We start from the raw sequence: 12,161 nt of genomic DNA, 5'->3' as shown, positions 1-12,161 counted from the left end.
GCGAGTCGCAGCGCGAACGAAGTGAGCGACCGTCTCGCGTGGTGAGTGGTGCGCGAAGCGCACCCGAGCGGAAAAAAGGTGGTGGACGACCTCGATCTGGAGGGTTCCAATCCCGTAGTGGGTTTCTGCCCTACTGCAACCCTGCGAGATCGCGGCCACAGTTCTCGCAACGATGGTTTCAATCCCGTAGTGGGTTTCTGCCCTACTGCAACGATCCACGATCCGAAGCCCTCCGGAAGCGCCCCAAAGTTTCAATCCCGTAGTGGGTTTCTGCCCTACTGCAACAGTTTGATTATCAGCAACGTAAAACCGTATCAAATGTTTCAATCCCGTAGTGGGTTTCTGCCCTACTGCAACTTCGTGCAATCGTCGTGTGTGCAAGTCGTCATCACTGGTTTCAATCCCGTAGTGGGTTTCTGCCCTACTGCAACAGGGGGTGAATATTCGCGGATAGGTCCTATAAACATTTCTCATTCAGTGAGAGCATCACCGATCTTCATGGACCCCCCCTGTACACAGATGGTATAAAGGTCCACGTAGATCCGGCCCGATAACGTTCCCTTCGATGACCGTTCCAGCATCGATCGCAGCTGATGCGGCCGGATCGATTGCCGTGAATCAGTGTACGGGCGGCTCCGTTTTGAAACGTTCGCAGACAGCACCACGCCGCAGCGCGAAACCACAGTCATCGGGGGTCTCGCTGCCAACTCCACGACGCAGAGCCGGGAGCGGTCGCCTCCGGAGCGATCACCCTCCTGTTCCCAGCCGATCCGCAGGTCCGACTCGGTGGCACACTACAGACACGCCTCTGTCAGCCGCCAACAGCGGTTCAAGCGCTCTCACTCGATATCGTCGCTGACTCTGGAGACACTCGGTCCGTTTCTCACTCCGCGTCGAGTTGCTCGATCAGGCAACCGAGCGTTTCGAGGTCGTACTGGCCGGGAGCAATCGCGTGATCGAGATCGACCGGCGCGTAGCCGATCCGGGAGCCATACAGCGGTGCGACGGCACGGGAGTGGCGACCCACGGCTCCCATCGCCACCGTTGCCACTCGCTGACCAGCCTGCGTGCGCGCTCGCGTGACAGCAAGCAACCGGAGCACGTCGTCGAGCGTCGAAGCAGTCACCGCCAGCTTCCCCACGTCGCCGTACTCGCTGGCCCGAGAGAGCAGGCGCTGCATCTCCGGCCCGCTGGGCGTTTCTTCAAAGTCGTGAATTGAGACGATCACCGACACGTCCCGCTCCCGTGCGTCCTCGATCACCGCCAACCCATCGCCCGCCGCAATGGTCGACAGCTCCACGTCGATCGCCTCGACTCGTGGGTGTTCCACGGCTGTTCGGAGGACGTCAAGCCGATTTGGCGCGTCGCTCGCCGCACCGCCCTCCCACTCGACGCGGTTGGTCGCAATGATCGGCAACACGCCATCGTATCCCGAAAGCTGTTCCAGCGGCTCGTCTGCGAGATCGAGCCGAAACTCTACCGCGTCGGCGTGCTCTCGCCCAACAGACCGGTAAAGATCGTCTGTGGCAGCCGCGAGCACGAACGAATCGAAGTCCATACGACTTCCTCAGAGACGACACGCAAAAACCTCGGGACTGAAGAGCACCCCACTTCTCCAGTGTGAACTACACGAGGGGTTCGACGGGGTAGCCGTTCTCTTCGAGCGAATCGATGAGCCGATCGACGTGATCGGGACCCCGCGTTTCGAGATCCAGCACGACTTCCGCGGATCCCATCCCGATGTCCCGTGCCGTCCGATCGTGCTGAATGCCGTACACGTTCGCACGATTGTCGGCAATGATCCGGGTGAGGTCCATGAGCGCGCCGGGTTGATCTTTCAGCACAGTTTTGAGCTTGACGTACCGACCGCTCTGGACCAATCCTCGCATGAGGACAGTTGTGAGCACATTCGGGTCGATGTTGCCACCGCTCAACAGCGGGACGATCGTCTCGCCGGATTCGTATTCGATCGCGTCAGCAAGCACGGCAGCGAGCGCGGTCGCACCGGCTCCCTCAACAACGACTTTCGAGCGTTCGACTAACAGCGAGATCGCCATAGCAATCTCCGCGTCCGAGACAGTCACAACCGAATCGACCCGTTCTCGAATGACTTCGAACGGTTTCTCTCCGATCCGGCGGGTAGCGATGCCATCAGCGATCGTATCGACGGTGTTCAGTTCAACGATTTCGTCGTTCTCGAACGATTTTGCGGCGCTTGCGGCCCCCTTCGCTTGCACTCCGATTACACGAACGTCGGGATCGATCCCCTTTATCGCCGTAGCGACACCCGCGATCAGTCCACCTCCACCGATCGGCACAACGACGGTGTCCACCTCGGGACAGTCGTCCATGATCTCCAGCCCGATCGTTCCCTGTCCGGCCATCACAGCCGGATCGTCGAACGCGTGGAGATAGGTGCGGTCCTCTTCGCGTTCGATTGCGTGTGCACGGCGTTGGGCCGCCTCGTAATCCCGTCCGTGAAGGACGACGGTGCCGCCGTATCCCTCGGTCGCGTCAACTTTCGAGATGGGGGCGTGTTCGGGCATGACGATCGTCGAATCCACGTCGGCCCTGCTTGCGGCCAACGCCACCCCTTGGGCGTGGTTTCCAGCGCTGGCTGTGACGACGCCGGCAGCACGCTCCGATTCGCTCAGCGTCTTGATGCGGTTTGTCGCCCCCCGCAACTTGAACGCCCCCGTGCGCTGGAATAGTTCGAGTTTCAGCCGAATGTCCGCCCCCGTCTGCTGGGAAAACGTGTTCGACCGTTCGAGTGGTGTCTGTTGAACTGTTCCTTCGATCCGGTCACGAGCAACAAAAACATCGTCGAACGAAAGCATACATGGGATAGCCCTGGCTCAAGGTTACGTCTGGCGTCCTCTTCTTGCCACTCAGATGGAACGAGACACTGATTCACGCCCGCCCTAAAGGGCGGGATTCTCTCGCTGTTTAAAGACCGAGCCAACTGCCGATGACTCCTGATGAAACTGATGGCTGTTCGTGGCCACTGTAACGCTCAAAAACAAGGAGTGTTGAGCGTGTGACAATTGTTCATAGACCTGCCCGGTTATAAACGTCTCCCCACCGGACTGAAAGTGAAACTGGAAATACAAGGGTTCGTTTTCCGCTTTGACCGGTGTGACCCTCCAGAAAGGCAGTCACGTCGAAACACGAGAACTGAGAGACAGACAGGGCGTTATCGGTCGTCGATCGAGGGGAACTCACGTTCCGAATCGCCTGTGTAGCGAGCGCGCGGACGGATGAGGCGGTTGTCGTCGTACTGTTCGAGGACGTGAGCGATCCAACCACCCACGCGTGACAACGCGAAGATCGGGGTGTACGTGTCGACTGGGATCCCCATTTGGTAGTAGGTCGACGCAGAATAGAAATCGACGTTCGGTGCCAATCCTTTCTCGTTTTGGATGTACTCCTCGATAGCGGCGCTGTATTCGTACCACTTCGTGTCTCCGGCAGCGCGCCCGAGTTCCTCTGATTTTTCGCTCAGGATGCGCGCACGGGGGTCTTTGACTTCATAGACCCGGTGGCCGAACCCAGGAACACGACGCCCCTCCGCAAGCGCGTCCTCCACCCACGTTGTCGGATCCTTTGCGCTGTCGTCGACTTCCTTCAACATCGCCATCACGTTCTGGTTTGCGCCGCCGTGGAGCGATCCGCTGAGCGTTCCGACAGCGCTGGTGATGGCGCTGTGGAGATCCGCCAGCGTTGACGCCGTCACCGTTGCGGCGAACGTCGAGGCGTTCAGCCCGTGGTCCGTGTGCAACACGAGCGCCATGTCGAACGTTTCGGCGAGCACGTCGTCCGGTTCCTCGTTGTTGAGCATGTAGAGGAAGTTCGCGGCGTGAGAGAGATCTTCTCTCGGCGCAACTGGTTCATCTCCGTTGCGCAGACGGACGAACGCGGCGAGCGCCGTCGGGATCTTGGCGGTGATACGCCGTCCTTTTCTGAAATTGGCGTCCCGCTCGGTCGGATTGGCGTCGGTGTCGGCGTCCGAAGCTGACAACGACGACACGATCGTTCGAAGCGCAGCCATTGGATCCTCGTCGGCGTTAGCAAGCGCTTCGATGTTGTCGAGAACATCCCCGTCGATGGTCCGTTCGGCAGCCATCGCGTCACTAAACGATTGCAGTTCGTCGCGGTTGGGCAATCGTCCATGCCAGAGGAGATACAACACCTCTTCGTAGCTAGCCTCACGAGCCAGATCATCGATCGAATAGCCGCGATAGACGAGTTGTCCGGCCTCCCCATCGATGTAACTCAACTCGGACTCAGCAACGAGCACACCCTCTAGACCCTTTTTCAGTTCCTCGGACATACTCTTCGATTCCAGAGCTATGCTCAAAAGGATTATCTTTCGTGCAGGATACCCGAACCTCCCCCGAAAACCGTCCATTCGGCCGATTTATCCGCCTACTGGTCCGTGTACGACAGATTCTATCCGTTTCTGATCGTGGGAACGTTCCGGTTCGGCCGATCGATCGGTTGCTATCGCTCACGAGCACGCGGACGCGCCGCTCACCAGCCCAAGAAATCCAACCGCGAACGTTTCTGTCCGGTGGTTCGTGGTGTTGTCGCGGAGGGCGTTCCGAGAACGATGGACAGCCGTATCGAGTCGGTGTCGGGCGTCGGCGGAGGCGGCGATCCGCCGGACCGTCTGCCACGCGGAGTCAGTGGGGGTGCCGGCAGCGACGAACGCCCCGAACAGCGGGTTGCAGAGTCGTCCGATCGGATGGGAACTTGTGGCACCGTCAAGCAGCGCGATGCGATCCGTGGCGAGGGCACACCACGTTTCGACTGCCGCAGCCGGATCGGCAAGCAGTCCGACGACGAACGTGCCCAACACTGCGTTCACTTTGCTGATCGGTGGTCGGGTCGCGTCTCCTCGGAGCAGCGTGACGTTGTCCCAACCGGCGCGGTCGACGCGCCGTCGTGCTCGTTGCAGCATCGCGGGCGTCAGATCGACGCCCACGACGCGGCCGCTTGCTCCCACGCGCTCTCGAAGAAGCGGGAGATTCGCACCCGTTCCACAGCCCACCTCCACGACCGTGTCGCCGCGTGAGAGTTCGAGCGCGTCGACTGCCCGCGCCCGCCACGCGGTGGGCGCGATCGTCGCTGCGATGATGTCGTATACACCCACCCAGCGCCCGTAGAACGATTCGATTCGGTTGTTCGGTGTTGTCACGGCTCAGTCCTTGATCCGACAGCGGTGAGATCTCGGGCGATCGCTGCGACGGTCGGCGCGTCCGTTCCCAACAGATAGATGGCCGGCTCGATGCCCACCCCTCCAGTCTGGTAGAGCGCGTCGATCTGTTCGTCTACCGCTTCGGTAACGGCGATGGACAGCTCGGTTTCCGGATCGAAGGCGGCTGTCGGATGGCCCGTCGCTTCGAGTCGATCAATGATCTCCGGGTCGTAGGCGATGTTCAACGCCCCACGGGCGTCGACACCGGCGTCTCGTGCCATGAGAAGCACGGTTGCCACGTGACCGCTTGCGCCGAATTCCGGCTCCGTGGGAACGGTTGTCCGGCCTTTCACGTCGAGGATCCGTCCCGGAACGGCCGCCACATCGTCGATACCCGTCGCGCCCTGCAGACACTCCACGAGGTTCGAACCGACGGCCGGAATGAGCGTTGCGAAGCCGCTGGTGCGTTCGAGAACGCGCAGCCCCTGTCGGACCGACGAAAGCGTCTGCTCGGTGGCTCGGAGCGTGCTATCAGCGTCGTGAATGTCAAATCCGCCGTTGTAGGCCGACAGCTCCGGCATCGACGCCTCGTGCATGGTGGCGAGCAGATCGCCGCGTTCGAGTTGGCGTATGAGTACTTCCGTTTCCACGAGCGCCTGAACGCGGCTCATTTCCCCCCCCAGCGAGTCCCTCCCCGAGGCGGGAAACCAGATCGAGCACGCGCGTGTCCGTCAACACCGCGTCATGGCGTTCGATCTCTCCGTGGGCGTATTTCGAGACCGCCGACTGGCTGATCCCCAACAGCGCAGCGACCTCGTTTTGGGTGAGTCCACGATCTCGAAGCTCCTCAGCGAGCATCGACCGGAACGTCGGCAAAAACTCCTCGACGACGATTTCCTCAATGAAGCGCATCTCATTGGTCACCCCCGAACTCCCGATCGCCTTGGATTCGGGAGGCCTGTGGTCCGCCCTGATCCTGATATTTCGACCCGCGGTCGGTGCCGTAGGGCCGTTCTGCTCGGGTTGTCAACTCGGTGAACGTCAGCTGAGAGATCCGCATGCCGGGCGTGAGCGCGACCGGCGCGGTTCCGAGATTCGAGAGTTCGAGCGTGATCTTCCCGCGGAACCCCGGATCGCAGAGGCCGGCAGTAGCGTGCACCACGACCGCGAGCCGTCCGAGTGAGGACCGTCCTTCGACGTGGGCGATGAGATCCGGCGGGATTTCGACCCGTTCGTGGGTCGTTCCGAGCACGAAATCCCCGGGATGAAGGATGAATTCACCGTTGTCCTCGACAGTGGTCTCCTCGACGTACTCTTCGACTTCTCGCTCGCTGTTGGGGTGGATGCACGAGATATTCGTTCGTTGAAACTCCAGAAACTCACGACCGAGCCGGAGATCGACGCTGGCCGGCTGGATCTGAAGGTCCAGATCATCGAGCGGCTCGACAACGAGATCCCCGGATTCGATTCGGTCGAGGATGTCCACATCGGAGAGTATCATACATCTACAGCGGCTCCCGCTGGATAAAAGCGAACGGACTCGAATCGGTGTTCTGTCATGCATCCGGAGGTCGGTAGGGCTTTCAGCCCGCCGATCCAGCACACGGTATGAAACAAGCGATCGTCGCCCGAACGGATCTCGGCATGAGCCGGGGAAAACTCGCCGCACAGGTTGCCCACGCGTCGCTGTCGGCCTACGAAGAGACGCCCAGAAAGGACCAGACCGCGTGGAAAGGCGACGGCCAGAAGAAGGTTGTTCTCAAAGCCGACGGAAAACGGACGCTGTTCGCCCTCGCTGATGAAGCCAAGCACAACGGACTTCCACACGCCATCGTCCGAGACGCCGGCCACACACAACTCGATCCCAACACGGTTACAACGCTCGCCGTCGGTCCCGCCAGTGAAACAGCCGTCGACGCCGTGACCGGCGATCTTTCGTTATACTGACGGATTCCACGGGGGCTAATTGAGTCCGAACAGTCCACCGCCACCCTCATCGGAACTGGGGGTTACGGTGGCCGTATCGGAGACGACGCTTCCTTTGTTCGTGTAGGGCATATCGTTTTCATCTAGCTGGCTGTTCCCGTTGGTGTCGTTGTATATCGCTGCCGTGAACGTTTTCTCTTCGTCTATCTTCTGCGGGAGACCGATCTGGATGTCTTGTTTAGTCCCTGCGCCGAGATTCTGCGATGTCGCCACACGGGGGTTGTCTTCCGTGGAGAGAACCACGAAACCGCCGTTCGGCAATGACGCTTGATCGACAGTGACCGTCTGGTCATCCGAGGAAGTCTGATCTGAGAGGGAGACCGTCGGAGTGGGACCAGTACTACCGTCGGTGCCATCGTCGGTGCTGTTATCGGTTCCGCCGTCAGTGCTGTTGTCAGTCCCGCCGTTGGAGCCGTTGTTGGTTCCGTCGTCAGTGCCAGTGCCAGTTCCGCCGTCGATACCACCGCTGCACGCCTTCGACGCCGGCTGATAGCGAGTTCCGTCATGTTGCCCGTTGTTGGTGCCCGGCAACTCGATAACGAGCGCGTTGCCGTTTGTCGCCGGAATGGAGATTTCAGCCGATCCCCCACCGCCTTGCACGGTGATGGAATCGCTCACTCCACCAGCAGTCGAGCTGAAGGAGACGGTTGCGGTTTCTGAGTTCTTGTTACTAACTTCATACCACGCTTCCCCGCTGTTGGCGTCGGTACACATGGGTGTGACCGAGACCTTGTTCGGATCCACCCCTTGGTTGTTCGTCGGCGGTGGCTCTGTGGATGACGGCTCGGCTGTCGACGTTGACGTTTGTACTGACGTTGTCGTCGGTGCCGGTGTGAATCCCGGTGTGTGTGTCTCGGGTGACGCTGTCTCCGTCACGCTCCCAACTGCCGGAGAGAGTGTGCTATTCCCTCCATCCGACGGTTGAGCAACGCTCATGAGACCGACAGCAACCACGATGATGACGATTGCGAGCACGGCAGCCGCGATACCTGCGATGTGGGTTTCGGTTAGATTGTATCTCATTTCCAGGTAGTCTAAAGGATGTCCCGGAAGGATGCGGCGATCAGTCGTCACCAGCTTCGGGATCTGGTTCGTACTTGTACTGAAGCGTTATTATTCACCCGATAACTGATTTCTACACGTTCGGTTGCGGAACTAATCACGAACATCTACCGGAACGACCATTACTGGTATAGATGGGCAGCCACTGTAAAAAAATCCAGCTACAACCAATAATGTTATGTATTCGATCGCATCGAGCGTCACGAGTGGAACACTGATACCGGTGGTGGCTCTGGTAGAACCATGAACGGACATCGGGTGGGACCGTGATGTATCGGTCACAGCCAGCCGAACGGTTGACCGGGATCGAGACGTACGTGAGCAGCACGGATGGGATTGGGGGCCGCCTCCGTGACCGAGTGTCTGATTTCCAGGTTCGGGAGCGCGAGGCGATCGATCCCCAGTCGGTGGACGCCGATACCGGTTCGTACCCCGCTCTCGTTTTCCGTGCAACGCTCAGAAACCGGGACACGAACGGGTTCGTAAACGAACTCGCCAGTCGGCTGGGCATTAGCCGCGAGCGAGTCACGTGGTCGGGAACGAAAGACAAGCGCGCGATCACCACACAGCTGTTTTCGATACGCGATTTCGAGCAGAACACACTGCCATCGGTGTCCGGTGCGGAGCTCGAGATTGTCGGTCGTACAGGCCGACCGGTGTTGTACGGCGACCACCGAGGCAACGACTTCGAGATCGTCGTCCGGGGCGTGCACCCGGATGCCACCGACCGGGCCGCCGCGATCACGACAGCCCTCCAGCAGTTCGGTGGTGAGGAAACGGACGCCGGAAGCGAGACGACGGTGGGCGTGCCGAACTTCTTCGGACCACAGCGATTCGGGACGATACGCCCGGTTACTCACGAAGTCGGGCTTGCTATCGTTCGTGGCGACTGGGAACAAGCCGTGATGACGTATTTGGGGAACCCCTCTGAGGACGAACCGACTGAGACGCAAGCCGCGCGCGAGTACGTCGAACGGACCCACGACTGGGAAGGCGCGATTGAGCGGTTTCCGACCCACCTCCGTCACGAGCGGGCGATCGCGCACCGACTCATCGAAACTGACGTGACCGGCCCGGATCGCTTCCGAGCGGCGCTGACAGCCGTTCCAACGAACCTCCAAACGTTGTTCGTTCACGCGGCCCAGTCGTACTTGTTCAACCGGATGCTCTCACAGCGCTTCGAACGTGGCTTGCCGTTCGATCGGCCCGTCGCGGGGGATGTGGTCTGTTTCCTCGACGACGCAGGACGCCCTGATCCGGCCCAGTGTCAACGTGTGACTGCGTCCCGGACCGAGACGATCGCTCGACACTGTGACCGTGGTCGGGCGTTCGTCACCGCACCGCTCATCGGCAGCGACACGGAACTGAGTGACGGTGAACAAGGGGAAATCGAGCGCGATGCACTCGATGCGGTGGATCTTACACCCAGTGCGTTCGAGTTGCCCGGTGCGTTCGATTCTACCGGGACGCGACGGCCGATTCTCCTTCGGACGGATCTTTCGATCGAAGCGGAACAGACGGATGAGCAGGCGCTTGCGTTCTCGTTTTCCCTCCCGAACGGAGCGTACGCGACGGTGCTTCTGCGGGAGTACATGAAGGTCCCGCCGAGCGAAATGGAATGACACAGGATGAACGCACCGGTCTCATCGTTGCGGGCGGACGGTCGCGCCGGTTTGGAGACCGCGATAAGGCGGTGGCCAATCTGGCAGGCGTTCCGATGATCCGCCGGGTTGCAGACGGGATCGCTCCGGTGATCGACCGTCTCATCGTCAACTGTCGGACTGAGCAAGTGTCAGCGATCCGGTCGGTGTTGGCTGGATACGACCGTCCGGTCCGATTCGTCTGTGAAAGAACGCCTGACACCGGTCCGGTAGCCGGGATCAAGGCGGGCTTGCGCACCATCGAAGACGACGCATACACGTTCGTCACCGCGTGTGATATGCCACTCGTCGACAGCGATGTCGTCGCCCACCTGTTCAATCGAGGACAGGGCCACTGTGCGGTGATTCCGAAAGCCGAAGACGGGCGGCTACAGCCTCTCCATGCCGTCTACCGATCGTCCGAGATGGTGGCCGCGTGTGAGGCTGCACTGGCCGACGGCCAGCGATCGATCCGTGCGGCGGTGGCTGCCCTGAACGCCGTGATCGTTCCTCCGGCTGAGCTTCGAACGCACGGCTCGACCACCACGTTCGAAAATGTCAACACGCCCACAGCGCTTCAGGCCGTCTCCGAACGGTTTGAGTGATCCGGGCCGACCTGGAGCGATACGGTTTATGCTCTGGACAGGACAGTACTCTCTATGAGACGCACGGATCCCCGATACAGGGCGTTCCTCTGGGGCGTCATCGCTGCGCTCGCGTTTCTCGTTCTCGCACAGGGGTACAACCTGCTGGCGACCGAACGGATCACATCGTTCGTGATGGTCGGCGTCGCTGTCGTGGTTGGCTGTGTGTCCGGTGTTCTCGCATACATCACAGAAACAACGGCGTCATTGACTGCGTGAGGATTCTCACCGTCTATCGATTGGTGTTCCGGGGTGGATCTCGAACGTTCCCGTGCCGTGACACCGGACGAGTGCTCGATTCCCGAGTGACAGTTCCCGGAGCGCGTCCGCCCGTGGGTGTGAGCCGAGCGTGTAGGACAGTTGCGTGCTGAGCGGCCACACCCCGAACTGGCCTTCGAACGACAGTGGTTCTTTGAGTACGGTCCCGTCCTGCACAGTGTAGCTTTCGGTTCGAACCGACGGCTCGACCGGCAGTGAGGACGGGCGACCGATCTCGACTGTGAGGAGGTGCTTCCCGTCGACGCTGACGGTGGTCTGGCGGCGTGAGCCACTGTCCGTAATGTCGATCTCGCCAGTGACCTTCGGATACCCCCAGATCTCCACGCCCAACGCACGCGCCGGCTCGGTCGTCACCGGCAAGTACCAGACGTACCCGCCGACGCCCCCCGGAAGCCGCCCACGGAATCCACTGTTCGAGGCGTCCCGGAACGCCGGAACGAGCACGCCGAACTCGTTGTACGGCTCAACCGTTCCGCCGTCGACGCTGTGGTACTCGACGGCGAGAAACGTCACTGCTGCCCTCCTTGGACCGAGACGGACCGGCGACAACCCAGACGGCAACAGTTTCCGGACGCCGTCGAGTGCGGCCGAGATCACAACGCCCGTCATCGTTGCCCTCGTAGACAACGGGAGGGTTACGGTCTGTCCCGTTGACAGTGTCACCCGTTCACTGCCGCTTACCTCATCCGTGTCCGGTGGTTCCATACGTCACTGCTCGGATCGTAGTCGGATAGCTGTTCCGTCGACAGATATGACCGACATCAATCAACTATTTTAATCGTCAGGTAGAACGTCGGACCGCTTGATATGGCTGCGATCGACACCACTGCCCTCACCAAACGCTGCGGTGACACCGTTGTCCTCACTGATCTCGATCTCACAGCGGATGCTGGCGCGCGAATCGCGGAGTACTCGAACAGGACGCGCCAGAAGGTCGCTTACATCCAGGCGGTGCTCACGGCTGGAGCCGAGAGATCACAGACTCTCGAAGACGTGTTTCTCGAACCGACGGCCGACGACCCCGCTGAGGAGACGCGGTCGCCGTCCACGCGGCGCTGACTGTTCTTCCCGGCGGGGTGTTGGCGGCGCTCGTCGTCGCTCCCGCCGCTGCGCGTACCGGTGTCGCCGGTGTCGTGGGCTACGCGCCGTCGTTCCTTCTCGGACGCCGGAATCTCCGCGGCAGCTGTCAACTGGTTCGCTCGACTTGGCACCGAACTCCAAGCGATCAATCTCGGTCAGTTCCGGATCAGCGCTGGCGTTGTTCTCGTGGTCGGTGGCGTCGTCACCGGTGTCTTGCTGTACCGAAACGCAGTCCACCGGTTTCAGCGGTACAGTCCCCGCTGAACGACCAGC

The 12,161-nt window shown here is 60.7% G+C and carries 13 protein-coding genes, 1 pseudogene and 1 CRISPR repeat array; of the genes and pseudogenes, 6 read left to right on the top strand and 8 right to left on the bottom strand.

Annotation, left to right across the window (positions count from 1 at the left end; translation table 11 throughout):
* Positions 1-103: 103 nt before the first annotated feature.
* Positions 104-431: a CRISPR direct-repeat array (repeat unit 37 nt; unit sequence GTTTCAATCCCGTAGTGGGTTTCTGCCCTACTGCAAC).
* 452 nt (positions 432-883) lie between these two features.
* From EIK79_RS08140 to dcd, 6 genes and pseudogenes are all read right to left on the bottom strand, one after another.
* Positions 884-1,558: a type I 3-dehydroquinate dehydratase gene (locus EIK79_RS08140; protein ID WP_124954624.1), complete on the bottom strand. Its 675-nt coding sequence runs from the start codon at positions 1,556-1,558 to the stop codon at positions 884-886.
* 67 nt (positions 1,559-1,625) lie between these two features.
* A complete protein-coding gene (gene ilvA, locus EIK79_RS08135; RefSeq protein WP_124954623.1) occupies positions 1,626-2,837 on the bottom strand; it encodes a threonine ammonia-lyase in 1,212 nt (403 codons plus the stop codon).
* 356 nt (positions 2,838-3,193) lie between these two features.
* A complete protein-coding gene (gene citZ / locus EIK79_RS08130) occupies positions 3,194-4,330 on the bottom strand; it encodes a citrate synthase (protein ID WP_124954622.1) in 1,137 nt (378 codons plus the stop codon).
* Between the two features lie 177 nt (positions 4,331-4,507).
* Complete coding sequence (locus EIK79_RS08125) at positions 4,508-5,197, bottom strand: class I SAM-dependent methyltransferase (protein ID WP_185715562.1); 690 nt, start codon at positions 5,195-5,197, stop codon at positions 4,508-4,510.
* Positions 5,194-6,109, bottom strand: a pseudogene (locus EIK79_RS08120) (thiamine-phosphate synthase family protein). Before EIK79_RS08120 ends, EIK79_RS08125 begins: the two are co-directional and overlap by 4 nt.
* A 1-nt stretch (position 6,110) precedes the next feature.
* On the bottom strand, positions 6,111-6,698 hold the full coding sequence (gene dcd / locus EIK79_RS08115) for a dCTP deaminase (protein WP_124954621.1): 588 nt from the start codon (positions 6,696-6,698) through the stop codon (positions 6,111-6,113).
* Positions 6,699-6,805: 107 nt separating this feature from the next.
* On the opposite strand from dcd, the gene pth2 reads away from it, so the two are divergent.
* Positions 6,806-7,144, top strand: coding sequence for a peptidyl-tRNA hydrolase Pth2 (gene pth2, locus EIK79_RS08110; RefSeq protein WP_124954620.1), 339 nt, complete (start codon positions 6,806-6,808; stop codon positions 7,142-7,144).
* Positions 7,145-7,159: 15 nt separating this feature from the next.
* Here the strand turns inward: pth2 and EIK79_RS08105 are convergent, their stop codons facing one another.
* On the bottom strand, positions 7,160-8,206 hold the full coding sequence (locus tag EIK79_RS08105) for a DUF7282 domain-containing protein (RefSeq protein ID WP_124954619.1): 1,047 nt from the start codon (positions 8,204-8,206) through the stop codon (positions 7,160-7,162).
* 308 nt (positions 8,207-8,514) lie between these two features.
* Here EIK79_RS08105 and truD point away from each other — a divergent pair, with 308 nt between their 5' ends.
* From truD to EIK79_RS08090, 3 genes are read left to right on the top strand one after another with little or no spacing between them, the layout of a single operon-like run.
* Positions 8,515-9,867, top strand: a complete 1,353-nt coding sequence (truD, locus tag EIK79_RS08100) for a tRNA pseudouridine(13) synthase TruD (RefSeq protein WP_124954618.1) — start codon at positions 8,515-8,517, stop codon at positions 9,865-9,867.
* Positions 9,864-10,490, top strand: coding sequence for a molybdenum cofactor guanylyltransferase (mobA, locus tag EIK79_RS08095; RefSeq protein WP_124954617.1), 627 nt, complete (start codon positions 9,864-9,866; stop codon positions 10,488-10,490). Before truD ends, mobA begins: the two co-directional genes overlap by 4 nt.
* A 54-nt stretch (positions 10,491-10,544) precedes the next feature.
* A complete protein-coding gene (locus tag EIK79_RS08090) occupies positions 10,545-10,748 on the top strand; it encodes a hypothetical protein (protein ID WP_124954616.1) in 204 nt (67 codons plus the stop codon).
* A gap of 6 nt (positions 10,749-10,754) precedes the next feature.
* Here the strand turns inward: EIK79_RS08090 and EIK79_RS08085 are convergent, their stop codons facing one another.
* Positions 10,755-11,513, bottom strand: coding sequence for an acetoacetate decarboxylase family protein (locus tag EIK79_RS08085; protein ID WP_124954615.1), 759 nt, complete (start codon positions 11,511-11,513; stop codon positions 10,755-10,757).
* A gap of 102 nt (positions 11,514-11,615) precedes the next feature.
* Between EIK79_RS08085 and EIK79_RS08080 the strand changes: the two genes are divergently transcribed.
* Positions 11,616-11,867: a hypothetical protein gene (locus EIK79_RS08080; protein ID WP_124954614.1), complete on the top strand. Its 252-nt coding sequence runs from the start codon at positions 11,616-11,618 to the stop codon at positions 11,865-11,867.
* Positions 11,868-11,936: 69 nt separating this feature from the next.
* Positions 11,937-12,152 carry a hypothetical protein gene (locus EIK79_RS08075; protein WP_124954613.1) on the top strand — a complete coding sequence of 72 codons (216 nt, stop codon included), beginning with the start codon at positions 11,937-11,939 and terminating at the stop codon, positions 12,150-12,152.
* Positions 12,153-12,161 lie beyond the last annotated feature (9 nt).

Source organism: Halocatena pleomorpha, from assembly GCF_003862495.1.
Taxonomy (GTDB): Archaea; Halobacteriota; Halobacteria; order Halobacteriales; family Haloarculaceae; genus Halocatena; species Halocatena pleomorpha.
The sequence above is the reverse complement of the archived record's forward strand: the minus strand, read 5'-3'. Positions and strand labels throughout refer to the sequence as shown.

Coding starts and splice junctions, on each gene's coding strand:
- EIK79_RS08140 (WP_124954624.1), bottom strand. CDS start 1,558: ATGGACTTCGATTCGTTCGTGCTCGCGGCTGCCACAGACGATCTTTAC.
- ilvA (WP_124954623.1), bottom strand. CDS start 2,837: ATGCTTTCGTTCGACGATGTTTTTGTTGCTCGTGACCGGATCGAAGGA.
- citZ (WP_124954622.1), bottom strand. CDS start 4,330: ATGTCCGAGGAACTGAAAAAGGGTCTAGAGGGTGTGCTCGTTGCTGAG.
- dcd (WP_124954621.1), bottom strand. CDS start 6,698: ATGATACTCTCCGATGTGGACATCCTCGACCGAATCGAATCCGGGGAT.
- pth2 (WP_124954620.1), top strand. CDS start 6,806: ATGAAACAAGCGATCGTCGCCCGAACGGATCTCGGCATGAGCCGGGGA.
- EIK79_RS08105 (WP_124954619.1), bottom strand. CDS start 8,206: ATGAGATACAATCTAACCGAAACCCACATCGCAGGTATCGCGGCTGCC.
- truD (WP_124954618.1), top strand. CDS start 8,515: ATGTATCGGTCACAGCCAGCCGAACGGTTGACCGGGATCGAGACGTAC.
- mobA (WP_124954617.1), top strand. CDS start 9,864: ATGACACAGGATGAACGCACCGGTCTCATCGTTGCGGGCGGACGGTCG.
- EIK79_RS08090 (WP_124954616.1), top strand. CDS start 10,545: ATGAGACGCACGGATCCCCGATACAGGGCGTTCCTCTGGGGCGTCATC.
- EIK79_RS08085 (WP_124954615.1), bottom strand. CDS start 11,513: ATGGAACCACCGGACACGGATGAGGTAAGCGGCAGTGAACGGGTGACA.
- EIK79_RS08080 (WP_124954614.1), top strand. CDS start 11,616: ATGGCTGCGATCGACACCACTGCCCTCACCAAACGCTGCGGTGACACC.